This is a genomic window from Xanthomonas arboricola pv. guizotiae (assembly GCF_002940205.1).
Lineage (GTDB): Bacteria > Pseudomonadota > Gammaproteobacteria > Xanthomonadales > Xanthomonadaceae > Xanthomonas > Xanthomonas arboricola_C.
The window spans coordinates 15,015-40,406 of record NZ_MDSK01000013.1; the positions used below are offsets into that span (position 1 = coordinate 15,015).

Below are 25,392 nucleotides of genomic sequence, written 5' to 3' on the forward strand. Positions count from 1 at the left end.
GGGCGCATCCTGGATCAGCGCGTGCGGACGGACAAGTCACGCCGCCGCAACGCGATGGCGAGCGCGGCATGGATCGGCAACAGCAGCAGCACCCACTGCAGGTTGTCCTGCGCCTGGAACGACAGCCAGTGGATCAGCAGCGCCAGCAGTGCCGCGGCGGCGACCACCCAGCGCAGCACATCGAACCAGCGCCCGGGCCGGCGCCCGCGCAGCACGGCGATGCCGCCGATCAACAGCAGCACGCACAGCGGGTTGACCAGCAACAGGTTGCGATTGGCCCAGGCCGACTGATGCGCGGTGAAGCCCCACAGATATACCAGCAAGCCGCCGCCGATCGCGCACAGCAGCCAGTACGGCAGGGCCAGGGCGGCCAGCACGCGTTGCCGGCGACCGAGTGCCAGCACGCCGGCAGCGACGATCAGCCCGGTCAGCAGCCATGGCCACCAGTGGCGCTGCTGTTCGGCCGGCTCCGGTGCGATGCGATGCGGCAGCAGGACCTGGGTGGACTGCACCAACGGGCGGCCGGCGCCGTTGTGCACCTGGGTCAGGCTGTCGGCCAGGCGCATCGGCACGAAGGCTTCTTCCCAGCGCGACAGCGGGCGGTCCGCATACGGCCCCAGGCCCAGGTCGAAGCCCAGCCACATCCACGGGGCAGGCGAGGCCAGACGCACCGCTTCGCTGCGGAAGGTGTTGCCGCGCGAGCGCCCGGCCAGTTGCGATTTCAACGCGCCACCCATCGCCCGGTCCAGTGTGTCGCGGACCATGGTGGCGCAGTTGGCCACGAAGTAATCGTAGTGGTAGCGCGCGTTCTCGGGCTGGCTGCGGATTGCCAGCCCGTCAGCCAGCGCGCGCGCCTGGTCCGGCGGCAGGTCCAACCACTGGATGCTGACGCCGCGGCCGACCGCACGGTACTGCTGCAGGTCTTCTTCCAGCGGCAACGCGACCAGGTAATACATCATCTCGCCGCGCGCAAAGCGCGGGACGAAATCCGGCTCGCCGGGGTCGAAGAAACCAAAGTTGTACGAGGTGGCCTGCCCGCTGACGGGATCGACCACCACGATGGCATCGTGGCCGAAGCGCTCGAAGAACACCTCGCCCGGCTGCATGGTGACCACGCCGACCCGCGGTGCCGGCACATTGGGCTGGGCAGGCGCCTGCCCGGTGGCCTGGGCCACGGCGGCAGGTGCCACCAACAACGCCAGCAACAGCAGCAGGCACGCCGCCGCCCAGCGCCGGATGCTGCCGCGGGCTGGCGCTGCAGCAGTCACGCGGTACCAACGGTTCAAGCGTCGTCCTGCGGGTCTGGCGGCAGAATGGTCACGTGGAAGGCGTGCACGCGCCGCGCATCGGCCTTGGCCACGCGGAAGGCAAAGCGCCCGAGTGTCAGCTCTTCGCCGGTTTCCGGCAGGTGGCCGATCGCATCGGTGACCAGGCCGCCGACGGTGTCGTACTCGTCGTCGGGGAAGTCGGCACCAAAGCGTTCGTTGAAGTCTTCGATCGGCGTCAGCGCATCGACCACATAGCGGCCGTCGGCCTGGATCGCGATCAACGAATTCTCTTCCTCGGCATCGTCGTGCTCGTCGTCGATCTGGCCGACGATCTGCTCCAGCACGTCTTCGATGGTGACCAGCCCGGCGACGCCGCCATACTCGTCCACCACGATCGCCATGTGGTTGCGCGACAGCCGGAATTCCTTGAGCAGCACGTTGAGCTTCTTGGACTCGGGGATCAGCACCGCCGGGCGCAGCAGTTCGCGCACGTTGCCGGGGCCGTTGTCGGCGACCACGCCGCGCAACAAGTCCTTGGCCAGCAGGATGCCGAGCACTTCGTCCTTGTTCTCGCCGTGCACCGGGAAGCGCGAATGGCCCGATTCCACCACCTGCTTCATCAGGTCGATGAAGCGCGCCTCCACCGGCAGCGAGACCATCTGCGAGCGCGAGATCATCACGTCGCCCACGGTGAGCTCGGACACGGAGATTGCGCCTTCCATCATGCGCAACGTGTCTGCAGCGATGAGACCGTCCTGTTCGGCGGTCCGCAGCAGCGCGACCAGTTCGTCGCGGGTATGGGGTTCGCCAGAGAAGGCAGCGCTCAGGCGCTCGAGCCAGCTACGGCGTTTTTCGGGTGTTTCTTGGGATTGGCTACTGTCGTCTTCGGACATCGTGACGTGGGACGGCACCCGGCACACCAGGCGATAGCCGCCAGTCTAACAGGAAGCGGCTAAGGCGCTGTGGACGGGGCGGGCGCCGGCGCTGCGCCTCAGGGCAGGTCCAGGCTGTAGCCGCAGCCGACCACGGTCTTGCCCGGATGCGACGTCACGTTGGAGACGCTGAGCACGATCGATTCGATCATCGCCTCGCCGGTCTTGGGGTTGGTGGTGTCTTCGCTGACCAGCTCGCGGCCGTACATGACCTTGTCGGCGTTATCCACGCCCAGTTCCAGGTTCAGCTGCCTGGCCAGCGGGCGCGGGTCGGGCAGGTCCAGCAGCGCCATGACGCTGGCCCCGGAGAACGCGATGTGGGTGGTGCTGTGGCCGAACACGCTGATCGGCGTGTTGAGCGTGTACTCGGTCATGAACAGGTTGGCCTGGTCCAGCGGCGTCCAGCCCAGCGCCACCGCCTTGAGCGGGTCGGCCAGCACCGGCGCCAGCGCGTTGAAGTCGCCGATGCGCTGGCGGCATTCGATCAGGGCCGGCAGGTCGGGGCGTGCCGGCGCGGTCTGCGCCCAGGCATTGGCGCAGGCCAGCAACAGCAGCACGCCCGCGATGCAGGCCCGCATCAGCGCTCTCCCGCGTAGGGGTCGTCGATGCCGAGATCGGCCAGGATCTCGCGTTCGAGTTGCTCCATCGCATCGGCTTCCTTGTCGTCTTCGTGGTCCCAGCCGAGCAGGTGCAGCGTGCCGTGCACGGTCAGATGGGCGTAATGCGCGGCCAGCGACTTGCCTTGTTCGGCCGCCTCGCGCGCCACCACCGGCGCGCAGATCACCAGATCGCCGAGCAGCGGCATCTTGACGCCCTTGGGCAGGCCGTCGGGCAGCTCGGCCGGGAAGCTCAGCACATTGGTGGCGTAATCCTTGCCGCGGTAATGATGGTTGAGCGAGCAGCCTTCCTTCTCGTCGACAATCCGCACCGCCAGGTCGGCCTCGCGGATGCGTCCATTCAACGCAGCGGCCACCCACTTGCGAAAGCTCACCGCCGACGGCAGGCCGGCGCGCGGCAGCGCGTAACTGACAGCGACGTCGAGGCGGACAGGTCCACGGGTCATGGCGAGAGTTTCCTGGGCAGAGGGTCAGCGCGTGCAGGTGATCGGCAGCACCGGCGCAGGCCAGTTGGCCATGCGGGAGCGCGAACTGCCGATCGGGCCGCGCCCGCAGCCGCGATTGTAGTCCTGCGCCTTCAAGCTTGAAACGACGCCGGGCTATTCACGCAGCCAGGCCGCCCAGGATCGGGATGGCCGGCGGCGGCGTGGCAGCGAGCGACGCCATGGCGACGAAGACGCCTGCCGGCATCAGGCTGACCGGGCGCCGACTCACTCAGGCTGTTGCTTGGCGGCAGCGTCCTGCTGATCGCGCTTTTCATATGCAGTGACGATGCGCTGCACCAGCGGGTGGCGCACCACGTCGCGTGCTTCGAAGAAGGTGAAGCTGGCGCCGTCCACCTCGCGCAGCACCTCGATCGCGTCGCGCAGGCCGGACTTGACGTGCTTGGGCAGGTCGATCTGGGTCAGGTCGCCGGTGACCACCGCGGTGGAGCCGAAGCCCAGCCGGGTCAGGAACATCTTCATCTGCTCGATGGTGGTGTTCTGCGCTTCGTCCAGGATCACGTAGGCATCGTTGAGCGTGCGGCCGCGCATATAGGCCAGCGGCGCGATCTCGATGACGTTCTTTTCCAGCAGCTTGACCACTTTTTCCACGCCCAGCATTTCGTAGAGCGCGTCGTAGAGCGGGCGCAGGTACGGGTCCACCTTCTGGCTGAGATCGCCAGGCAAAAAGCCCAGCTTCTCGCCGGCTTCCACCGCCGGGCGCACCAGGATCAGGCGCTGTACGCGCGATTCGTTCAAGGCTTCCACCGCGCTGGCCACCGCCAGGAAGGTCTTGCCGGTACCGGCCGGGCCGATGCCGAAATTGATGTCGTGCGTGGCGATCGCGTGCAGGTACTTGGCCTGGTTGGCGCCGCGGCCACGCACGGTGCCGCGTTTGACCTTGATCGCCACGTCCTGGGCCACGTAGGAACGATCGACCACCTGCTCGACGTTGGCATCGTTCAGGCGCAGGTGGATGGCGTGGTTGTCGAAGGTGGTGGAGGCGGCTTCCGCGTACAGGGCGGTCAGCAGCGTCTGCGCGGCGGTGATCGCCGGCTCCGGGCCGGTGACGCGGAAGACGTTGCCGCGGTTGGCGATCTCCACGCCCAGCTTGAGTTCGATCTGGCGCAGGTGCGCGTCGAACGGGCCGGCCAGGTTGGCCAGGCGCTCGGTGTCGTCGGGTTCCAGGGTGAAGTCGCGGTGTGCAGGTGAGTTCATGGTCGGATCGGACCGCGCACGCATGCGCTGGTCGGTTGGGCGGCAGACGAGGGTAGCGCGCAGCGTGTGATCCCACCAACACGCCCGGCTGCCGCACGCGCGTGGTGCTGACCGGTTCCCGTCGGTGTGCGCGGGTTTTCCACAACCGCTGTGGAGTCACGCATCACTAACCTGTGGATAAAAATGGTGACGCTTACTCGCACAAGGTCCGGCAGGGACGTGGTGAAAAAATCACCACTGCGACGGCGGTTGTCCACAAGCGGTGTGGATCGAATCCGGCAAAGCCTGTGGGTAAGTGCTCGCATGCCTTATGCCGCAAGGTGTTGCAGAAAAGTGGTGAAATTTTGATCACTCGCCTTGCGCGCTGTGTGTGGAGCGGAGTTGATGTCGTTGCTGTGCGCGATCACGACCATGCCCGCTCTGTGCGAGCGATCGACGCCGCTGTTGTCGGCCTGCAGACCGGGCACGGCTTAGTCGCGCGCAGACGCTCGAGCGCCACCCGGCGAATGCGGGGCAACGAGAAAGCAAGTCGCGTGTCTACAAAAGATCGAGGTGCGACGCATGACGCGCATAACCTCAACGGCAGTGCCAGCGTGTTCCATGCACGCAGGCAGCTACACAAAGCAACGCAACAACAATCGCAGGCAGACGCAGCATCGCGTGCCTGGCCGCAGCACTACGGAAGTAGTGACCAACCAACGCCGACCTTCTACTCAGCACGACGCGATGCATGCCGTGGCGCCACGCGCCCCGGCACCTATGCGGCATCAGCTTGCGCTGTCGTCCACCTGGACAAGACCACGCAGCGAATTGCTCATCGCCTCGGTGATCAACACGTCGACGAACTGCCCGATCAGGCGCGGATTGCCGGGGAAATTCACCGGGCGCATGTTCTCGCTCTTGCCGGTCAATTCGTTCGGATCGCGCCGCGACGGGCCTTCCACCAGCACCCGTTGCACGCTGCCGACCATGGACTGCGAAATGCGCGTGGCGTGCGCGTTGATCTGCGCCTGCAAACGCGCGAGCCGTGCCTGTTTGACGGCTTCCGGGGTGTCGTCCTGCAGGTCCGATGCCGGCGTGCCGGGACGACGCGAATACACGAACGAAAAGCTCTGATCGAAGCCCACGTCCTCGATCAGTTTCATGGTCTTCTCGAAGTCGGCCTCGGTCTCGCCGGGAAAACCGACGATGAAGTCCGAGCTGATCGAGATATCCGGACGCACCGCGCGCAGCTTGCGGATCTTGGACTTGAATTCCAGCGCGGTGTAGCCACGCTTCATCGCCGACAGGATGCGGTCGCTGCCGGCCTGCACCGGCAGATGCAGATAATTGGCCAGCTGCGGCACGTCGCGGTACGCATCCACCAGCGAATCGGAAAACTCCAACGGATGCGAGGTGGTAAAGCGGATCCGGCCGATGCCCTCGATCTGCGCAATGGTGCGGATCAACAGGCCCAGATCGGCGTAGTGCGCCGCGTCGCCGGCATCGGCGCCGTACGCACCGCGATACGCATTGACGTTCTGGCCGAGCAGGTTGATCTCGCGCACGCCTTGCGCTGCCAATTGCGCCACTTCCACCAGCACGTCTTCGAACGGCCGGCTGACTTCTTCGCCGCGGGTGTAGGGCACCACGCAGAACGAGCAGTATTTGGAGCAGCCTTCCATGATCGACACGAACGCCGACGGGCCCTCGGCACGCGGCTCGGGCAGGCGGTCGAACTTCTCGATCTCCGGAAAGCTGATGTCCACCTGCGACTTGCCCGATTCACGCCGCGCGCGGATCAGCTCCGGCAGGCGATGCAGGGTCTGCGGGCCGAACACCAGATCCACATAGGGCGCGCGCTTGACGATGGCGTCGCCTTCCTGCGACGCCACGCAGCCGCCGACGCCGATGATCACCGGCTTGCCGCCGGCCTTCAGCGCCTTCCAGCGCCCCAACTGGCTGAACACCTTTTCCTGTGCCTTTTCGCGGATGGAGCAGGTGTTGACCAGCACCACATCGGCTTCTTCCGGGTTGTCGGTCAGCTCCAGGCCTTCGGAGGCGGCGAGCACGTCGGCCATCTTGGCCGAGTCGTACTCGTTCATCTGGCACCCGTGGGTCTTGATGTAGAGCTTGCCGCGCACCACGGCAGACGCCGACGGGCGGGCCAGCGGCAGCGGCAACAGGGCGGGTGCGTCCACGGCGGTGGCCACAGACAGGTCGGAAACGGATGTCCCGGGCATGGCGCTTATTCCAGGCGGGTAGAAGATAGCCGCGCAGTTTACCCGCTTGCGCCAGCCGCGTCCGCCCTGGCGGGGTTGTCGACCGCATCGGCACGCGCTACCGCTTGGCGCGCGGCCATCCGGGCCATATAGGCGCGGGTTGGGGCGGGCGGGTCGAGCAGGCCGAATCCCACCATCCACGCCAGCGCGCTGCCCCAGAGCACATCGGCTGCGCTGCAGCGCCCGCCCAGCAAGTAATCGCCCTGTGCCAGCTGCGCATAGAGCACCGCCAGCACGGTGTCGGCATTGGCGTAAGGCGAGAGCGCGCGTGACGGGGCCTCGCGCTTGAGCGCAAGATCCATGATCGCCGGCTCGAAGGCCGAGCCGTAGAACGCCAGCCAGCGCAGGTAGGCGCCACGGTCGGCATCGCCCGGCGCCGGCGATAGCCCGGCTTCCGGATACAGTTCGGCCAGATACTGGTAGATGGCGCTCTGTTCGGTGACCACGCTGGTGCCATGAACAATGGTCGGGACCTTGCCCATCGGGTTGATCGCAAGGAATTCAGGGCTGCGCTGCTGCCCCTGTCTCAGATTGATGTGGTGAAGGGTGTAGCTGGCGCCCAGTTCTTCCAGCAGCACCAACACCCCACGCGAACGTGAGCGGGGATTGTGGAAAAGGGTGATGTGGCGGTCGTCGGACATTGCGGTCTCCAGGGTGTCTGCAGCGCGGCGGTAGCGAGGCGGTGGGTCATTCCTGTGACGATCTTACGCAGTGCTTGCGGACAGTTTATGTCCGCAATACGGTGGTGGGATGGCCTCCACCGCTGCCCGTCTGTTGCGTCTGCTCTCCCTGCTCCAAGGCGGCCGGAGCTGGTCCGGTGTGGCGCTGGCCGGGCAGCTGGACATCCATCCGCGCAGTCTGCGGCGCGATATCGAGCGCCTGCGCGAACTGGGTTACCCGGTACACGCGGCGCCTGGCAGCGGTGGCGGTTACCGATTAGGGCAGGGCGCGACTGCCTTGCCGTTGCTGTTCGAAGAAGATGAAGCGCTGACTGTGGCGATCGCCTTGCGTGCCGCCGCGCCCGACCGTGCGCGGCATGGACGACGCGGCCGCACGTGTGCTGGCCAAGTTGGACCCGCTGCTGCCGCGACGCAGCGGACAGCGCGCCAGTGCCGCGCATGCCGCCATGGTCAGCATGCCTGCTGCCGAGGCGGAACCGCTGGTCGATGCGGCCTTGCTCGCACAGTTGACCAGCGCCTGCCGCGACCGGGTCACGCTGCGGCTGGACTATCGCCGCCACTCCGGTGCACCGATCACGCGCTGCGTCGAGCCGGCCCTGCTGGTGAATTACGGGCGGCGCTGGTATCTGCTGGCCTGGGATTGCGAGCGCCAGGACTGGCGCACCTTGCGCGCCGACCGCATCGACCGCATCGACCGGGCCGAGACGACCGGCGCGCAATTCGCCGCCCGCGCATTGCCGGAGGAGCCGCTGCAACTGCTGCGCAAGGCGATCGGCGAGTCGCCGTTCCCGTGCCGGGCCCGGGTACGCCTGCACGGCACGCTGGAGTCACTCGCCGCGCGCATCCCGCCCTGGCTGGGTGCGCTGGAAGCCGACGGGCCGGCGCATTGCTGGCTGGGCCTGGGTGCGCCGAGCATGCCGGCGCTGGCGGCCAACCTGCTGCTGCTCGATCTGCCGTTCGATGCGATCTCCCCGGATGCCGTGCGCTTGCCCCTGGCCCAGGCGCTGAACGCGTTGCGGACGCGGCTGGAGCCGCTGCCCGGATAACCGCGGCGGCCACTTGGCAAGCCCCGGCCAAGCTGGGACACTCCGCCGCATGAAGGGGATGTCAAGATTGCTGGGGCTGTTACTCGTCACGTTGCCGGCAGCGCCGGCCAGCGCCGGCACCTTGTACAAGTGTGTCGGCGGCGACGGGATCACCAGCTACCTGAGCAAGCGCCAGAGTGGCGCCACCTGCAGCGTCATCAGCAGCTATACCCCGGAGCGATCCGCGCGCCGCACGCCACCGGCCATGGCTCGCCCGGCGCAAGGCATGGTCGCCGGCCCGGCGCGCGCCAGTACCTCGATCGACAGTGGCGCGCCGGCCACGATCATCAGTCAGCCGGTTGGCCAGGCGCCACCTCGCGCTGCCGAGGTCGCCTCGGCGGTGACGCCGCGCGCGCTGCCGATGTCGGAAACCTCGCTCGTGCAGGCGCCCGCCGCCGCGGTGCTCAATCCGCGCCGGGTGGTCAGCGGGCAGGTCTATTCGTATATGAAGGACGGCGTGCGTCACTACACCAGTGCGCGCCCGCGTCAGGTCGCCAGCATCGAAGGCCTGCGCACCATCCATTACAGCTTCATCGAGACCTGTTATGCCTGTGCGGCCAAGCCGGGCGTCAATTTCGGCGCGATCCGGCTCAACACCAATGCCTACCAGCAGGAAATCACCGCGGCCGCGCGCGAGTTCGGGGTCGAGGAAGCGATCGTGCGCGCGATCATCCACGCCGAGTCGGCCTACAACCCGCTGGCACTGAGTCGGGCCGGCGCGCAGGGGCTGATGCAGTTGATGCCCGGCACCGCGCGCCGCTTCGGCGTCAGCGATGCCTATGATGCAACGCAAAATATTCGCGGTGGCGTGCACTATCTTTCGTGGTTGCTGAAGCGCTTCAATGGCGATCTCACGCTCGCCGCTGCCGGCTACAACGCGGGCGAGGGCGCGGTGGATCGCTACGGTGGCGTGCCGCCTTACAGCGAGACCCAGCGCTACGTCCAACGCGTCGGGGTGCTGGCCGGGCGCTATCGCGGGCAGACCACGGCGGCCCACTGAGCCGGGTGCTTTGCACGCATTTGCGTGCACTGCGGCCTGCTTTGACAGTCGCCAGCCGAGACGGGCGTCATGCGGCCACCAGGCCGCGCAGGCCGCCATCGCACCGGCGCGATAGTGCAGCCAACGCGCAGCATGTCTGCAACTGGCGCGGTGTTTTTTGTCAGCACTGGGTCACAGCTGTCGGCCTTGTGCAGGGCTGGCGCGTGATGCGGTCGACGCGTGCCCGCATCCAGTGTTTGCACTGCGCCAGTCCGACTGCGTACATTGCGTTGTCTGTGCATTAAGCGTTCCGCTACACTGCGGGCGATTCATCGCGGCTGGACCCCCCGCCAGCCGTTGGCAGCCTCACGCTACCTAATCAAGATCGGAGAGCCGGATGGCCAACGATGGGGTTAACGCACCTGCTGATGTCGGGCGTCGTCGGTTTTTGACCGCGACAACGGCCGTGGTCGGTGCGGTCGGAGCAGGATTCGTCGCAGTTCCGTTCGTGAAGTCGTGGAATCCCAGCGCACGCGCCAAGTTGGCCGGTGCCCCGGTGACCGCCGACATCAGCGCCTTGCAGGAAGGGCAACGGCTGGTTCTGGAATGGCGCGGTCAGCCGATCTGGATCGTCAAGCGCTCCAAGGCAATGCTCGACGCACTGCCATCGCTGGATGACCGGCTCAAGGATCCCAAGTCCGAGAACAAGGACCAGCAGCCGGACTACGTACTGAAGAACCCCGAGTACCGCTCGATCAAGTCCGATATTTCGGTGCTGGTCGGGCTGTGCACGCATCTGGGTTGCTCGCCGGAGATGGTCGCCGAGATTCGCCCCGAGCCCTACGACCCGCAGTGGAAGGGCGGCTACTTCTGCCCCTGCCACAAGTCGCGCTTCGACATGTCCGGCCGCGTCTTCGACGGCGTGCCGGCACCGATCAATCTGCTGGTGCCCCCACACCACTATGTGGACGACAACACCCTGGTGATCGGCGTCGATCCCGACGCTGCCGGGACGTCGGCCAACAGCACAGGGGCTGCCTGATGAGCAATATCCTGGTCCGTACCGCCAACGGTGTGTTCGATTGGGTCAACGAACGCGCGCCCGGGCTGATGCCCATGTACCGCAAGCACGTCAGCGAGTACTACGCGCCGAAGAACTTCAACCTGTGGTACTACTTCGGCTCGCTGGCCATCGTGGTGCTGGTCAACCAGATCGTCACCGGCATCTTCCTGACGATGCACTACAAGACCAGCGCGGCCGATGCGTTCGCCTCGATTGAATACATCATGCGCGACGTGGAGTGGGGCTGGCTGATCCGCTACATGCACAGCACCGGCGCCTCGCTGTTCTTCATCGTGGTGTATCTGCACATGTTCCGCGGGCTGATGTACGGCAGCTACCAGAAGCCGCGCGAGCTGGTGTGGATTCTCGGCATGCTGATCTACCTGGTGCTGATGGCCGAAGCCTTCATGGGCTACGTGCTGCCGTGGGGACAGATGTCGTTCTGGGGCGCGAAGGTGATCATCTCGCTGTTCGGCGCCATCCCGGTGATCGGCAACGGGCTGACCGAATGGATCATGGGCGACTATCTGCCCGGCGATGCCACGCTCAACCGCTTCTTCGCGCTGCACGTGATCGCACTGCCATTGGTGCTGTTGCTGCTGATCGTGCTGCACATCGGCGCGCTGCACGAAGTGGGCTCCAACAATCCCGACGGCGTGGAGATCAAGAAGGGGCCGAAGGGCAACCGCTGGGACGCGCACAAGCCGGCCGACGGCATCCCGTTCCATCCGTATTACACGGTCAAGGATCTGGTCGGGGTCGGCTTTTTGCTGCTGATCGCGGCCTTCATCATCTTCTTCGCGCCGGCGTTCGGCGGTTTGTTCCTGGAGCACGACAACTTCACCGAGGCCAATCGCCTGGTGACCCCGGAGCACATCAAGCCGGTCTGGTACTACACGCCGTACTACGCGATGTTGCGGGTGGTCCCCAACAAGCTCGGCGGCGTGCTGGTGATGTTCTCGGCCATCGCGATCCTGTTCCTGGTGCCATGGCTGGATCGGGCCAAGGTGCGCTCGATCCGCTACCGCGGCTGGATCTCCAGGGGCGCGCTCGGCGTGCTGGTGGTGTGCTTCGTGTGGCTGGGCGTGATCGGCTCCGGTCCTGGCACCGACGCGCACGAAACCTATGTCGGGCGCGTGCTGACCTTCCTGTATTTCGCCTTCTTCATCACCATGCCGGTGTGGACGCGGCTGGACAAGACCAAGCCGGTGCCGGAGCGGGTGACCACCCATGACTAATTCCAACGTGAGGTCATGGAGGTCGCGCGTGGTCGCCCTGCTGTGCGGGCTGACCCTGGCCGCAGGGGCGCTGGCAGCCGAAGGCGGAAAGGTGCAGCAGGCCGGCAACGACCTGAGCGACCGCGCCTCGCTGCAGCGTGGCGCGCAGTTGTTCATGAACTACTGCTCCGGCTGCCACTCGCTGAAGTACCTGCGCTATTCGCGCATGGCCAGCGATCTGGGACTGAGCGAAGAAGAGGTCATGACCAACCTCAACTTCACCGGCGCCAAGATCGGCGAACACATCGAAGGCACCATGCCGCACGATGCGGCGACCAAATGGTTCGGCAAGGCGCCGCCGGATCTGACCTTGATCGCCCGCGTGCGTGGCACCGACTGGGTCTATACCTACCTCAAGTCGTTCTACCTGGATCAGACCCGCCCGCTGGGCTGGAACAACCAGCTGTTTCCGAACGCTTCCATGCCCAACCCGCTGTGGGAGCTGCAGGGCCTGCAGCAGGCGCAGTTCGGTCCGCCCGACAAGGCGACCGGCGACAAGCCGGTGCAGGCGCTCAAACTCGCTCAGCCAGGGCGACAGACGCCGGTCGAGTTCGATCAGACCGTGCGCGATATCGCCAACTTCCTCGAATACGCCGGCGAACCGGCGGCCTTGAAGCGGCAGAGCATGGGCGTGTGGGTGATCCTGTTCCTGGCCTTGCTCACCTTCATGGCCTACCTGTTGAAGAAGGAATACTGGAAGGACGTGCATTGACCGATCTGCAGGCCGGTCATCGGCTGCGGAGCGCATCGGCCATGCATGCGCAAACAATGCAATGGCTGCAGCACAACCACCGCTGAGCCCCTCTTCCCGCGGGAGAGGGATCGCGGTGAGCGTCGGCAAGCAATCAACGCGTCGGTTGACGACCACTCACCTCTGCCGCATCCGGTGTCGTGCACCGGCAGTCGCGCCGTCGCCATGCGCGCACGTGACCGGCAGCTGCATCTCGGCGCAACAAGCGGCCTGTCCGGGCATTAATCGGCCCTATCACTCTTGGCTTTTGCGTGACGTGATTGCACACTCGAAGGACCGTGGTGACGGTCGGCGTTGGGCCGGCCGCGCCGATGCGGCCGGCGGATTCCGGTCGTCGGAGAGCCTTGAATGGCGACGAGTGTGCGTATGCGGAATACCTTGACTTTGTTTTCGTCCAACGACGACGTGTTGTGCCACCGGGTCCGTCTGGTCCTGGCGGCGAAAGGGGTGACCTACGATCTGGTGCCGGTCGACCCGCAAAATCCCCCTGAAGATCTGATCGATCTCAATCCCTACCATTCGGTCCCGACCCTGGTCGAACGCGACCTGGTGCTATACGCGGCCTCGGTGGTCAGCGAATACCTGGACGAGCGCTACCCGCATCCGCCGTTGATGCCGGTCGATCCGCTCTCGCGCGCGCGTCTGCGTCTGGCGATGCTGCGGATCGAGCACGACTGGGTGCCGCAGGTGCAGGCCATCCAGCTCGGCAACAAGACCCAGGCCGAGGCCGGCCGCAAGCGCCTGAAGGAACTGCTCACCGCGTCGGTGCCGCTGTTCAAGGCCAGCAAGTTCTTCCTCAATCCGGAAATGAGTCTGGCCGATTGCGCGATGGCGCCGATCATCTGGCGACTGGACGCGTTGGAGATCGGCCTGCCCAAGGATGGCAAGGCGATCGAGGACTACGGCAACCGGATCTTCCGCAATCCCGGCTTCATCCGCAGCCTGACCGATCAGGAAAAGAAACTGCGCGACCTGCCGGGCTGATGCGACGGCTGTATGCCAACAGACCGACGCCCCAACGCGCAGCCGCCGCTGCGGGCCGTGTGCGGGTAAAATGACGTCATGAGCGAAGATTTCCCCCGCATGACCAGCCATCGCCCGTACCTGCTGCGGGCCTTGGTCGACTGGATCAACGACAACGGCATGACCCCGCACGTGCTGGTGGACGCAGGGCTGCCTGGCGTGCAGGTGCCTGCCAGTGCCGTCAAGGACGGCCGTGTGGTGCTGAACATCGCCGAGCGCGCGGTGGTCGGGCTGCAGGTCGACAACGAAAGCGTGCAGTTCACCGCGCGCTTTGGCGGCGTCAGTTATCCGGTGATGGTGCCGATGGCCGCGGTCCTGGCGGTGTATGCGCGCGAGACCGGGCAGGGCATGGCCTTGCCGGACGATATTCCCGGCACCAGTACCGAGCCGCCGGATCCGGGTGCACCGCCGCCAAGCGCGCCCACGCCGGACGAGCCGCCGAGCGCGGGCAAGCGTCCGCATCTGCGCGTGGTCAAGTAAGCACGAGCGGGCGCGCACCGCGCTTCCGTGCGTTGTTGCGGCATGGGCGTGCCGCGTGCATCGCCCGTGTATTTTCCACCCGTACACGCCGCTGCATGTGTGCATCGGCGTTGCGGATAGGCGGCAGCAACGCTGATCTTCGGTCGTACGGCGCTGCATGCAGGCCAGGTGCCTGCACACGCCTACATCGATGCAATTGCGCTCAGTTCAGGCGCTGATGGTCCGGGCTCAACGGCGTCGCCGTGGCCACCTGCGGTCCGGTGAAGGCAATCAACTGATCGCCACGCAGCACCAGGCGGCCGCTATGACGGTCGATGCCATCGTAGGAGTACTCGAACCGGAACGTCCGCTCGAAGCCCAGCCAGCCATTGGGCTTGCGGCAGATGCGGAGATTGGTGGAATGCACGCTCTGGTCCAGCCATTGCACATCGGCGGCGCGGCAGGCATTGCGGCCGAGGATATCGGCACGTTCGGCCGCCGCGCGCGAGGAGTTCCAGAACGCGTACAGCGCGGCGCCGGCAATCATGAAGAGAATAAGGCTGGGCATGGCGTCAATGTGCCATGGCCTGCGCCCGATCGACAATCGTCGCGCCGGGCCGCAGCGTTGCGCTGATGGCTGATGGCTGGTGACCCGATGCGCCGGCCGGCATCTGCCGCTCGTGCAGGCAGCCCTTCGCTGCACCAGCAACGGCTGTCGTCACGTCGCGCGAGTGCTCGGCATCGCGCCCGGTCGAACTGGAGTTGACGGGAAGGTTGCAGCAGGTCGAGTCGGCGCACCGGACGCGTCAGTCTGGTCGCTGTGCGGTCAGGCCGACAGCCGTTTTAACCATTCACCGCCATTCCTGCGCTCGGCTTGTATCGGGCGCAGCGCAACCCCATCCATTGGACTCCGCCCCGTTGAATCCACACGCCGCTGTCCCTGGCCTGGCCTGGCCTGGCGTCGCGGCCTGCGGCATCGCCTATGCATCCTGTCCTGCAGCAGTTCCATCCTGTCGTGGCTGCGTGGTTCGCGCAGACCTTCGCTGCGCCCACGCCGGCGCAGATTGCCGCGTGGCCGGCGATCCAGGCCGGGCGCCACACGCTGGTGGCCGCGCCGACCGGCTCGGGCAAGACGCTGACCGCGTTCTTCGCGGCCATCGATGCGTTGATCCGCGACGGCCTGGCCGACGGCGGTGCGCTGCCGGACGAAACCCGCGTGGTCTACGTGTCGCCGCTGAAGGCGCTGTCCAACGACATCCACCTCAATCTGGATGCGCCGTTGCAGGGCATCCGCACGGCGCTGGTCGCGAGCGGTCTGCCGGACGTGGCGGTGCGCACGGCGGTGCGTACCGGCGACACCCCGCAACGCGAGCGCGCACAGGCGCGCCGCACGCCGCCGCATATCCTGGTGACCACGCCGGAGTCGCTGTATGTGCTGCTGGGCTCGGCCTCCGGGCGCACTGCGCTGCGGCATGTGCGCACCGTCATCGTCGATGAGATCCATGCGGTGGCGGCGGACAAGCGCGGTAGTCACTTGGCGCTGACCCTGGAGCGATTGCAGCGGCTGGCCGAGCGCCCGGTCACGCGCGTCGGGCTGTCGGCCACGCAGAAGCCAATCGAGACCGTGGCGCAGTTCCTGGTCGGGGCGGGCGATGCCGGCCAGCCGCCGCAGTGCGAGATCGTCGATATCGGCTACACCCGCAGGCGTGATCTGGCCCTGGCCCTGCCGCCGACGCCGTTGAGCGTGGTGATGTCCAACGATCAGTGGCTGCAGGTGTATGCCGATGTCGCCACGCTCGCGCAGCAGCATCGCACCACGCTGGTGTTCGTCAACACGCGGCGCATGGCCGAGCGCGCTGCGCGCCATCTTGGCGACCTGCTCGGCAAGCAGCGCGTCGCCGCGCACCACGGCAGCCTGTCGCGCGAAACGCGGCTGCTGGCGGAGCAGCGACTCAAGGCCGGTGACCTCACCGTGCTGGTGGCCACCGCATCGCTGGAACTGGGCCTGGATATCGGCGATGTGGACCTGGTCTGCCAGCTCGGTTCGCCGCGCTCGATCGCCACCTTCCTGCAGCGTGCCGGACGCTCCGGGCATGCGGTCGGCGGCACGCCGAAGGCACGCCTGTTTCCGCAGACCCGCGACGAGCTGGTCGAATGCGCTGCGCTGCTGGACAGCGTGCGCCGCGGTGAGCTGGACGCCTTGCGCATTCCGCTGGCGCCCATCGATGTGCTTGCACAACAGATCGTGGCCGAGGCCGCCTGCGAGGACTGGGACGAAGATGCGCTGTTCGCCTTGGTGCGTCGCGCCTGGCCGTTCGCGCAGCTGAGTCGCGCGAGCTTCGATGACGTGGTGCGCATGTTGTGCGACGGCTTCAGCACACGGCTCGGGCCGCGTGCAGGCTACCTGCATCGCGATGCGGTGCATCGGCGCCTGCATGCGCGCCGCGGCGCCCGCATGACCGCGCTGACCTCCGGCGGCACCATCCCCGAAACCGGCGACTACAGCGTGGTGCTGGAGCCGCAGGCCGAAAAGATCGGCACGGTGAACGAGGATTTCGCGGTCGAGAGTCTTACCGGCGATGTGTTCCAGCTCGGCAATGCCAGCTATCGCATCCTGCGCGTGGATGCGGGGCGCGTACGGGTGGAAGACGCCAAGGGCGCGCCGCCGAATATCCCGTTCTGGCTGGGCGAGGCGCCCGGCCGCAGCGACGAATTGTCGGCGGCGGTATCGCGTTTGCGCGGCGAGATCGCGCTGCGGCTGCAGAGTCCGCCACATCAGGCGGCCTGCGACTGGCTGCACACCGCACTGGATCTTTCGGTGGAAGCGGCACGCCAGCTGGTCGACTATCTCGCCCATGCCTGCACCGCGCTGGGCGCGATGCCGACCCAGCAGTGCCTGGTGATGGAGCGCTTCTTCGATGCCAGCGGCGGCACCCAGCTGGTGATCCACTCGCCGTACGGCAGCCGCATCAATCGTGCCTGGGGGCTGGCGTTGCGCAAGCGCTTCTGCCGCACCTTCAACTTCGAACTGCAGGCCGCCGCGACCGAGGATGCGATCGTGTTGTCGCTGTCCACCAGCCATAGTTTTGCCCTGGAGGAGGTGGCGCGCTACCTGCATTCGTCATCGGCCGAGCATGTGTTGATCCAGGCCTTGCTGGATGCGCCGCTGTTCGGCGTGCGCTGGCGCTGGAATGCGACCAATGCGATGGCGCTGCCGCGCTTTGCCGGTGGCAACAAGGTCGCGCCGCAACTGCAACGGATGAAGTCGGAGGATCTGCTGGCGACCGTGTTCCCCGATCAGGTCGCCTGCGCGGAGAATCTGGTCGGCGAGCGCGAGGTGCCGGATCATCCGTTGGTGGCGCAGACACTGGAAGACTGCCTGCATCAGTCCATGGACAGCGAGGGCTGGTTGCAGGTGCTGCGCGCGCTGGAGTCTGGGGCGATCACGTTGGTGGCGCGCGATCTGGCGGCACCGTCGCCGCTGGCGGCCGAAGCCTTGACTGCGCGGCCGTACGCATTCCTGGACGATGCACCGCTGGAAGAACGCCGCACCCAGGCCGTGCAAAGCCGTCGCTACACCCCGCAGAGCAGCGACGACCTGGGGCAGCTCGATCCCGAGGCGATCGCCTCGGTGCGCGAACAGGCCTGGCCGCAACCGCGCGATGCCGAAGAAATGCACGAAGCATTGGTCGGGCTCGGCGTGCTTCCGCTCGATGAAGCGGGCGATGCGCACTGGCAGGCCTGGCTGGCTGCACTCGCGGGCGATGGGCGTGCCAGCTGTCTGGCGTTCGACGGTGCGCCCGCGCTATGGATCAGTGCAGAGCGCATCGACTGGTTTGCGCCGCTGTATCCGCACGCCGTTGCGCTACCGCCGCTACAGGCGCCGGCAGATTGCCGGGTTGCCGACTGGCAGCGCGACTGGGCCGTGCGCGAACTGCTGCGCGGCCGCCTGTCTGCGGTCGGCCCGGCGCAGGTGCCGGCCTTGGCCGGCGCCTTGCGTTTGCCCGAGTCCGAGATCGTGCTTGCCCTGGCCGCCCTGCAGCGCGAGGGCTATGTCATGGCCGGCCATTTCAACGCGCAGGCGCAGGCGGAAGAATGGTGCGAACGCCATCTGCTGGCGCGCATCCATCGCTATACCCTGGGACGGTTGCGCCGCGAGATCGAGCCGGTGGCGCAAAGCGATTACGCGCGGTTCCTGTTCGAGTGGCAGCACCTCGACGGTGCCAGCCGGGTGGCGGGGCCGGATGCACTGGCCGGCGTGGTCGGGCAGCTGGAAGGCTTCGAGGCGCCCGCAGTGCTGTGGGAGAGCGAGCTGCTGCCGGCACGCGTGCGCGACTATCAACCGGCCTGGCTGGACGAGCTGTGCACCGCCGGGCGCACCGTGTGGGCGCGGCTGCGGCCCGGTGGTGGCCGCAGCGGTGCCGCGTTGCGCAGCACGCCGATCCTGTTGCTGCCGCGTCGCGAGGCGCAGCGCTGGAGCGGCCTGGCACGCGATGCCGACGATGCGCCACTGGGCTCGCGCGCGCAACGGGTGGCGGAGGTGCTGCAGCAGCAGGGCGCCTTGTTCTTCGACGAGATTGCCGATGCGGCCCGCCTGATGAGCACCGAGCTGGAAGATGCCCTGAGCGAACTGGTGATGCGCGGGCGTGCGCATTGCGACAGCTATGCCGGGCTGCGCGCGCTGCTGGTGCCGGCCTCCAAGCGTCCCTCGGCGCTGTCGCGCCACCGGCGCCGCGCCAGCGCGCTGGGCATTCGCGATGCCGGCCGCTGGGCGCCGGTACGCGCGCTGCCGGAGCTGCCGCTGGCCGAAGCCGGCGAGCGCCACCAGGACATGCTCGAACATGTGGCGCATACCTTGTTGCGGCGCTACGGCGTGGTCTGCTGGCGGCTGCTGGAGCGCGAGGCGGCGTGGTTGCCGCCGTGGCGCGAGTTGCTGCGCATGTATCAGCGGCTGGAAGCGCGTGGCGAGATCCGTGGCGGGCGTTTCATCGCCGGGCTGTCCGGTGAGCAGTTCGCGTTGCCGGATGCGATCGCGGCACTGCGCCGCGTGCGTGCGCAGGCCTTGCCGCAACAGTGGGTGTGTGTCAGTGCGAGTGACCCGAGCAATCTGTTGGGCAGTGTCCTGCCGGGCGAGCGCGTGGCGCGCGTGCCGGGCAATCGCGTGGCGTATCTGGATGGCCTGCCGATGGCGGTGTGGGTGGCAGATCGCTTCCAGCCGCTGCAGGACTTGAGCGACGAACAGGCCGGACAGGCCCTGCGCCTGCTGCAGCGTGGGCCGGGCGCCGCCGCGCAGACGCCGATGGAGCAATGGCTGGCTCAGTCGCCCGGCAGCACCGCGCGTGCGCCGGTCGCGCGCGGCAGCGGACGCGACAGATAGGGAGTGTCCGGCACTACCCAGCGCCACCGCGCATCCACCGCCTTGCGGATGCCGATGCGCGGCGTCGCCGGCGCTGCGGAGGGTGGCGGCAGGCCGTCGTCCTCGATCCACAGGCGTGCGCCGGGGTCGGTCCGGTCCAGCCCGTTTGTCCGTCGCGCTCACCCCGAATGCCTGGGCCAGGCGGCCAGGGCCGGTGGTCAAGCTCTTGAGTGCAGCGGCGTTGCGCGCGGCCTGCATGGCGGCGATCCCGGCCAGCGGTTCGAGCGCGCGGATCAGCACCGCGTGCCCGGGCGCACCACCGCACACCGCGTTGATCGCCCAGTGCATGCCGTAGATGAGACACATACAGATGCCCCGGTGCGCCGAACATCACCTGCGTGCGCGGGGTCATGCCGCGAAACGAATGCGCGGCCGGATCTTCGCTGCCGCAATACGCCTCGACCTCGGTGATGCGGCCGCGGCGTCCGTCCGCGCTGACCACTACCTTGTTGAGCAAGCGCGGCGCGACCTGGCGGGCATCGTGCGCATAGAAGCTGCGTGGAAGTGCGTGTGACGACATGCGCCAAGCCTAACCGCGCAGTCGAGATGTCCCTGCGGACTGTCCCGGACATGGCAGGGACCAGGGGTAGGGATTTTCCGAATGCGGGGCCGTGCTAGCGCATGACCGGTCACAAAAGCGCATATCCGATGGTGTGAATACGCGGTTAAGCGCCGTTTGCGTCTCAAGCGCGTTTTGGCCTCGCCGATAGCCATTAGCGATTGGTTAGACAAGCCGCAGGTCAGCGAGCGGCACCCGCACCAGGCCACCGGGCGACCCTGCCACGCAGGTCGCGCATGCACCATCTTCGAGAGAACTCCCCAATGTTAGGCAACTTCAGAATCGGAACCAGGCTGATCGTGGCGTTCCTGATCGTCTCGGCGATCGGCGCATGCATCGGGTGGGTGGGTTATTCCAACTCCGGTCGGATCAGCGACCTGTCGACCTCGCTTTACGAGCGCGAGTTGCTCGGCTTGTCGAACGTCAAGGAAGCCAACATCAACCTGATCTACGCCGGCCGCGCACGTGCCAACCTGTTGCTGGCCAGCAGCGTCGAAGAGCGCCAGTCGCATGTGCAGAACATCGACAAGTACACCGCCAAGGTGGTCGATTACATGACGCGTGCGCGTTCCAGTTTCCAGACCGAAGAAGGCAGGAACAAGCTGGCGCAGTTCGACCGCGCCTGGCAGAAATACCTGGAAGAGCGCGGCCGTTTCATCGACGCCGCCAACCGCGAAGCCTTGCGCGACGCCAACCCGGAACTGGCCGAGCTGTCGCGTGCGGTGCGTGCCAGCTCGGATGAAGTCGATACCTTGATGACGGATCTGAGCGGCCTGCGCGAGCGCAGCGCCGCCTCGGCCAATGCCGAAGCCGGCAGCATCCACGCGCGCAGCTCCAAGTTGCTGATGGCCATCATCTGCGGTGGCGTGCTGCTCGGCGCGATTCTCGGGGTGGTGATCAGCCGCAGCGTCACCGGCCCGATCCGCCGCGCGGTGACGGTGGCCAACGGCCTGTCCGAAGGCGATCTGAGTATGCGCATCGACGTGCATGGCCGCGACGAAACCGCGCAGCTGCTCGAAGCGATGCGCACGATGGTGCAGAAGCTCTCGCAGGTGGTCGGCGAGGTCAACACCAGTGCCGAAACCCTGGCCAGCGCGTCGGAGGAAGTCAGCGCCACCGCACAATCATTGTCGCAGGCTGCCAGCGAACAGGCCGCCGGTGTGGAGGAAACCAGCGCCTCGCTGGAGCAGATGACCGCATCGATCAGCCAGAACACCGAAAACGCCCGCATCACCGATGGCATGGCCACTCAGGCCGCGAAGGAGACCATCGAAGGCGGCGAAGCGGTAGTCGCCACCACCCAGGCGATGAAGCAGATCGCGCAGAAGATCGGCATCATCGACGACATCGCGTATCAGACCAATCTGCTCGCGCTCAATGCCGCGATCGAAGCGGCGCGCGCCGGCGAACATGGCAAGGGCTTTGCCGTGGTGGCCGCCGAGGTGCGCAAGCTGGCCGAACGCAGCCAGGTGGCCGCGCAGGAGATCGGCGAGGTGGCCAGTTCCAGCGTCGAACTGGCCGATCGCGCCGGCCGTCTGCTCGACACCATCGTGCCCAGCATCAAGCGCACCTCGGACCTGGTGCAGGAGATTTCCGCGGCCTCCGAAGAGCAATCCTCCGGCGTCAGCCAGATCAATTCGGCGGTGGTGCAGCTGAGCCAGACCACCCAGCAGAACGCCAGTGCGTCGGAAGAACTGGCCGCTACTGCCGAGGAAATGAGCGCGCAGGCCGAGCAGCTGCAGCAGAGCATGGCGTTCTTCCGCCTGGGCGGGCAGGGACCGGCGACCACGCCGCCCAAGCGCGGCAAGGTGGCGGCCGCACGCCCGGCACGTGCACCCGGCGCGCGCGGCTGGCGCAGCACCGCAGCGCCGGCCTATGCGATGTCCGAGGGCCCGGACGAAGGCCAGTTCGCCCGCTTCTGAGAGACCGATCGATGACTGCACAGACTCCCGATGTGATGCCTGGCGACGCCGATGCGGCGGCCCAGTACCTGACCTTCCAGCTGGATGGCGAAACCTTCGCCATCAGCATTCTTGGCATTCGCGAAATCATCCAGTACCGCGCACCCACGCCGGTGCCGTCGATGCCGGCCTGCGTGCGCGGGGTGATCAACCTGCGCGGCGCGGTGGTGCCGGTGGTGGATCTGCAGTCGCGGCTGGGACGTGCCGACAGCGCGATCGGCAAGCGCAGCTGCATCGTGATCCTGGCCACCGAACAGGCGCAGGGACCGCAGGTGATCGGGGTGCTGGTCGATGCGGTCAACGCGGTGATCGAACTGGCCGATCAGGACATCGAAGCGGCGCCATCGTTCGGCACGCATATCCGCCGCGACCTGCTGCGCGGCATGGGCAAGGTGGGCGAGCGCTTCGTGGTGCTGCTGGAGATGGAGCAGGTGCTGCAAGTGGACGAAATCGCCGGCAATACCGATGCGCTGGCAGCCTGAGGCTGGCCAAGCGCAGCTGACGATACGACTGCCGCCTGGCAGCTGATCGCTACACGCGTTAGCCACGCAAGACAGGCACGCTGGCGGGTGTGTGTGCACTGCGGTCGTAAGTGGAAAGACTGCAGCCGTACACAGGCATCGATCTAGCGATTCAAGGTTGCGCAGTCGTGTCAATCAGCGCCCTGCTGGCCTACCTCGCCGAGCCCACGCGCGGTCTGCCGCTCAGTCCTGCCGATGCCAGCCATTGAAGCGCTGCACGCGGTTGCGTCCATTGCCGATCGCGCCCTGCAGGGCGTGCCGCGCGCGCGCCAGCAAGGCATTGCTGTCGAGCGAGGCACCGGCTGCCACCTCGACCAGCCCTGCGCTGATCGTCAGTGCGCCGGCTGGCCAGCTGGCCGCTTCGATCGCCTTGCGCACAGCCTCGATCAGCTCCATTGCCTTGGTTGCCGCGGTTTCCGGCAAGGCGACACAGAGATGATCACGGTTCAGGCGCGCCACCGTGGCGGCATCCGGCAACTGCGCTTCGATCACCCTGGCAGCCTGGATCAGCGTTGCATCCGCTGCCGCGGCGCCCGCCTGCAATCTCAGCCGTTTGAAGCCATCCAGCTCGATCAGCGCCAGCGCGAACGATGGCGTCGCAGCGACGGGCGAGCCCTGTTCGACTGTCTGCAGCGCATGCTCCAGACCGGCGCGGTTCCACACGCCGGTGAGCTCGTCGCGCAGCACGTCCAGCTCGACCAGCTTGGCCGCACGCCGCAGTTCGATGGTGTCGACGACCTGCCGTGCCAGCGCCTGCAGCGCGTCGCGCTCGGCGGCCGACAGGCGCCTGGGGGTGCGATCCAGCACGCACAGCGTGCCCAGCGCGATCCCGTCGGAGGTCAGCAGCGGGGCGCCGGCGTAGAAGCGGATCTGCGGCTCGCCGGTCACCAGCGCATTGCCCACGAAGCGCGCATCCTGGTGGGTGTCGCCAACCTCCATCACCTGATCGGGTTCGAGGATCGCGTGCGCACAGAACGACAGTTCGCGCGGGGTTTCGCGTGGCGCCATGCCCAGTTTCGATTTGAACCACTGGCGCTGCGTGTCGATCAGCGAAATCAGGGCCATCGGCGTCCCGCAGACCTCGGCCGCGCTCGAGGTGAAGGCGTCGTAGACCGGCTCCGGTGCAGTGTCCAGCAGCTGGTAGTCCTGCAATGCGGCCAGACGTTCGTCTTCGTTCGCCGGCAGCTGCGCTGCAACGGCGGCGTTGCGCGGCAGCAGCGTCGCGTGGAAGAGGTGCAACGCGGACGCGTCAGGAATCTGCATGGATAGACCACCGGAACAAGGCGCCGTCAGGCAATGGATGTACGTGCGGCGAAGCCGTGTCTCAGCCCATCGCACGCGTTGGTTGGCGCGGACCTCATCCACCCCAGCGGATGACGCCCTTCGCCGATCTTGCCACATCGGGCAGGGCAGGGCAGCGACAGCTAACGCGCTGCAGAGCCGCCCTGCCTGGCGCCTCATTCGCCCTGGCCGTCGTTGCCCTGGGGGCGGCGGGTCTGTTCGTCATGGATCTGCATGTCCTTCTGCCCAGAGCGCTGCTTGGCGACCTCGTCCTGTTTACGACCCTGCTGGCTCTCCGAGACACCGTGCGGATCGTCGGCGGCCTGGTCGGGCTGGCTCTGCTTGTTGCTCATGGCGTGCGTCCGGCGTGATGATGAAACGGACGTTAGCGCGCGCGATGTGATCCTGGCGACATGGCCGCGCCGGGGCCTGGCATTGCACCAAGCCGACGCGCTGCCGGTGCAGGAGCTCAAAACGCAAAAGCCCCGGAAACATGACGTTTCCGAGGCCTTTACGATTGAAGCAATGGTGGAGCGGAAGGGGATCGAACCCTCGACCTTCGCGATGCGAACGCGACGCTCTCCCAGCTGAGCTACCGCCCCACGTGCCTGGATTCTAACCACATGTCGCGTAATTCGCCAAGCAGTCCGGGGGCCTGGATCGCCGCCCGCAGGCGCGATCCTGCGGCAATCACTCGCGCACCAGCGGGAACTTGAGGTCCGGGTTCTTGGCCTTCCATTCCTTGTACGACACCGAGCCTTCCCAGGCGGCGAAGGCCTTGGGCGTGCGGCCGCGGCCGGACCAGGTCTCGCCGGTGTGCGGCAGTTCGTACTTCGGCTTGACTTCGCTGCGGCCGCTCTTGACCACTTCCTTGCGTGCAGGGGCGGTGCCCAGGTAAGCGGCAATATCGTTGCGCTGCTTGGTGTTGAAGTGGCCGGCAAACTGCTCAAGCAGCGAGACGATGGTGGCATGCGCAGAGGACGCTTCGCTCGCGCGCTCGGTCTTTTCCTGTTCTTCCAGCTTCTGCAGTTCGTCCAGCAGCTTGGCTTTGGCTTGCGCGATGGAATCCAGTTTGGAGGTGGTATTGCTCACAGAGGTATGGCCTCGGAATAAGGGGTGGAGACGTTGCCCAATGGGCGCGCGTCATTATGGCATGTGGCCCGGGGGCGGCCGTTGTGCGTGCGGGTGCCTGCACATGGCGTGGCCAGGCCTTTCACAGGACTGATCACGCGTTTGCAGTGTCCTGGCGAGGCCGGCGAGCCTGCCTGCGCAGGCGGCGACCCCGACCATAACGATACAGCAGCAGGCCAGGCGGGATGACACCCGCATGCAGTCTTGGCCAGTTGCTGACTGCATCAGGGCCAAGCATGTCCCGATGGACTGCGCCAGTTTCGACGGCGCGCTGTGCAGGGGCGGATGCGGCGACCGACGAGGATGCTGCCCGAATGGCTGGTCAGCCGCATCGCCGGCGATGTGCGGATGCAGCCGGCGAGCGGCCCTCTGCGGCTTGCCCGCGTCGCCACGACCGCGTGCGGGCGTGGCCTGGCGACCACTGCATC

The 25,392-nt window shown here is 66.8% G+C and carries 20 protein-coding genes, 1 tRNA gene and 2 pseudogenes; 10 read left to right on the plus strand and 13 right to left on the minus strand.

All coding sequences use genetic code 11. The features are described 5' to 3' along the window. Positions 1-14 precede the first annotated feature (14 nt). From XarbCFBP7408_RS09805 to XarbCFBP7408_RS09835, 7 genes are all read right to left on the minus strand, one after another. Positions 15-1,286, minus strand: a complete 1,272-nt coding sequence (locus tag XarbCFBP7408_RS09805) for a DUF4105 domain-containing protein (protein WP_104562796.1) — start codon at positions 1,284-1,286, stop codon at positions 15-17. Beyond that, positions 1,283-2,161 carry an HlyC/CorC family transporter gene (locus XarbCFBP7408_RS09810; RefSeq protein ID WP_016901625.1) on the minus strand — a complete coding sequence of 293 codons (879 nt, stop codon included), beginning with the start codon at positions 2,159-2,161 and terminating at the stop codon, positions 1,283-1,285. The genes XarbCFBP7408_RS09805 and XarbCFBP7408_RS09810 overlap by 4 nt, the downstream gene beginning before the upstream one ends. Positions 2,162-2,259: 98 nt before the next feature. After that, positions 2,260-2,778 (minus strand): hypothetical protein, encoded by a 519-nt coding sequence (locus XarbCFBP7408_RS09815; RefSeq protein WP_104562797.1) that lies wholly within the window; start codon positions 2,776-2,778, stop codon positions 2,260-2,262. Continuing rightward, a complete protein-coding gene (gene ybeY, locus XarbCFBP7408_RS09820; RefSeq protein WP_104562798.1) occupies positions 2,778-3,263 on the minus strand; it encodes an rRNA maturation RNase YbeY in 486 nt (161 codons plus the stop codon). Before ybeY ends, XarbCFBP7408_RS09815 begins: the two co-directional genes overlap by 1 nt. A 264-nt stretch (positions 3,264-3,527) precedes the next feature. Continuing rightward, the gene (locus XarbCFBP7408_RS09825) at positions 3,528-4,517 is read right to left on the minus strand and encodes a PhoH family protein (protein ID WP_104562863.1); all 990 of its coding nucleotides are present in this window, start codon (positions 4,515-4,517) and stop codon (positions 3,528-3,530) included. Between the two features lie 767 nt (positions 4,518-5,284). After that, positions 5,285-6,739, minus strand: coding sequence for a tRNA (N6-isopentenyl adenosine(37)-C2)-methylthiotransferase MiaB (miaB, locus tag XarbCFBP7408_RS09830; protein ID WP_104562799.1), 1,455 nt, complete (start codon positions 6,737-6,739; stop codon positions 5,285-5,287). A 38-nt stretch (positions 6,740-6,777) separates the two neighbouring features. Further along, positions 6,778-7,419 (minus strand): glutathione S-transferase family protein, encoded by a 642-nt coding sequence (locus XarbCFBP7408_RS09835; RefSeq protein ID WP_104562800.1) that lies wholly within the window; start codon positions 7,417-7,419, stop codon positions 6,778-6,780. A 109-nt stretch (positions 7,420-7,528) separates the two neighbouring features. On the opposite strand from XarbCFBP7408_RS09835, the pseudogene XarbCFBP7408_RS09840 reads away from it, so the two are divergent. The 7 genes and pseudogenes from XarbCFBP7408_RS09840 (at position 7,529) to XarbCFBP7408_RS09870 (ending at position 14,116) form a co-directional block, all read left to right on the plus strand. Next, a pseudogene (locus XarbCFBP7408_RS09840) lies at positions 7,529-8,504 on the plus strand (helix-turn-helix transcriptional regulator). A 49-nt stretch (positions 8,505-8,553) separates the two neighbouring features. Beyond that, positions 8,554-9,543, plus strand: coding sequence for a lytic transglycosylase domain-containing protein (locus tag XarbCFBP7408_RS09845; RefSeq protein ID WP_104562801.1), 990 nt, complete (start codon positions 8,554-8,556; stop codon positions 9,541-9,543). A gap of 376 nt (positions 9,544-9,919) precedes the next feature. Next, complete coding sequence (petA, locus tag XarbCFBP7408_RS09850; protein WP_104562802.1) at positions 9,920-10,564, plus strand: ubiquinol-cytochrome c reductase iron-sulfur subunit; 645 nt, start codon at positions 9,920-9,922, stop codon at positions 10,562-10,564. Further along, complete coding sequence (locus tag XarbCFBP7408_RS09855) at positions 10,564-11,823, plus strand: cytochrome b (protein ID WP_104562803.1); 1,260 nt, start codon at positions 10,564-10,566, stop codon at positions 11,821-11,823. The genes petA and XarbCFBP7408_RS09855 overlap by 1 nt, the downstream gene beginning before the upstream one ends. Continuing rightward, the gene (locus tag XarbCFBP7408_RS09860) at positions 11,816-12,574 is read left to right on the plus strand and encodes a cytochrome c1 (protein ID WP_181106559.1); all 759 of its coding nucleotides are present in this window, start codon (positions 11,816-11,818) and stop codon (positions 12,572-12,574) included. Before XarbCFBP7408_RS09855 ends, XarbCFBP7408_RS09860 begins: the two co-directional genes overlap by 8 nt. A gap of 387 nt (positions 12,575-12,961) precedes the next feature. Continuing rightward, the gene (locus XarbCFBP7408_RS09865; protein ID WP_024939278.1) at positions 12,962-13,597 is read left to right on the plus strand and encodes a glutathione S-transferase N-terminal domain-containing protein; all 636 of its coding nucleotides are present in this window, start codon (positions 12,962-12,964) and stop codon (positions 13,595-13,597) included. A 78-nt stretch (positions 13,598-13,675) separates the two neighbouring features. After that, on the plus strand, positions 13,676-14,116 hold the full coding sequence (locus tag XarbCFBP7408_RS09870) for a ClpXP protease specificity-enhancing factor (protein WP_104562805.1): 441 nt from the start codon (positions 13,676-13,678) through the stop codon (positions 14,114-14,116). Positions 14,117-14,318: 202 nt separating this feature from the next. Here the strand turns inward: XarbCFBP7408_RS09870 and XarbCFBP7408_RS09875 are convergent, their stop codons facing one another. Continuing rightward, entirely contained in the window at positions 14,319-14,699 is a 381-nt protein-coding gene (locus tag XarbCFBP7408_RS09875; RefSeq protein WP_181106567.1) for a DUF3301 domain-containing protein, read from the minus strand. 378 nt (positions 14,700-15,077) lie between these two features. Between XarbCFBP7408_RS09875 and XarbCFBP7408_RS09880 the strand changes: the two genes are divergently transcribed. Next, positions 15,078-19,472: a DEAD/DEAH box helicase gene (locus XarbCFBP7408_RS09880; protein WP_104562807.1), complete on the plus strand. Its 4,395-nt coding sequence runs from the start codon at positions 15,078-15,080 to the stop codon at positions 19,470-19,472. Here the strand turns inward: XarbCFBP7408_RS09880 and XarbCFBP7408_RS09885 are convergent. After that, positions 19,412-20,031 (minus strand): annotated as a pseudogene (locus XarbCFBP7408_RS09885) (DNA-3-methyladenine glycosylase). The gene XarbCFBP7408_RS09880 and the pseudogene XarbCFBP7408_RS09885 sit on opposite strands and share 61 nt — an antisense overlap. 302 nt (positions 20,032-20,333) lie before the next feature. Here XarbCFBP7408_RS09885 and XarbCFBP7408_RS09890 point away from each other — a divergent pair. Next, positions 20,334-21,992, plus strand: coding sequence for a methyl-accepting chemotaxis protein (locus tag XarbCFBP7408_RS09890; RefSeq protein WP_104562808.1), 1,659 nt, complete (start codon positions 20,334-20,336; stop codon positions 21,990-21,992). Positions 21,993-22,003: 11 nt separating this feature from the next. Then, positions 22,004-22,513 carry a chemotaxis protein CheW gene (locus XarbCFBP7408_RS09895; RefSeq protein WP_016901606.1) on the plus strand — a complete coding sequence of 170 codons (510 nt, stop codon included), beginning with the start codon at positions 22,004-22,006 and terminating at the stop codon, positions 22,511-22,513. A 222-nt stretch (positions 22,514-22,735) separates the two neighbouring features. Here XarbCFBP7408_RS09895 and XarbCFBP7408_RS09900 read toward each other — a convergent pair whose 3' ends face one another. From XarbCFBP7408_RS09900 to XarbCFBP7408_RS09915, 4 genes are all read right to left on the minus strand, one after another. Continuing rightward, a complete protein-coding gene (locus tag XarbCFBP7408_RS09900) occupies positions 22,736-23,815 on the minus strand; it encodes a sensor domain-containing diguanylate cyclase (protein WP_104562809.1) in 1,080 nt (359 codons plus the stop codon). Positions 23,816-24,009: 194 nt separating this feature from the next. Further along, a complete protein-coding gene (locus XarbCFBP7408_RS22735; protein ID WP_181106557.1) occupies positions 24,010-24,186 on the minus strand; it encodes a hypothetical protein in 177 nt (58 codons plus the stop codon). A 173-nt stretch (positions 24,187-24,359) separates the two neighbouring features. Beyond that, positions 24,360-24,435, minus strand: a tRNA-Ala gene (locus tag XarbCFBP7408_RS09910). Positions 24,436-24,523: 88 nt separating this feature from the next. Next, entirely contained in the window at positions 24,524-24,925 is a 402-nt protein-coding gene (locus XarbCFBP7408_RS09915) for an H-NS family nucleoid-associated regulatory protein (protein WP_104562811.1), read from the minus strand. Positions 24,926-25,392 lie beyond the last annotated feature (467 nt).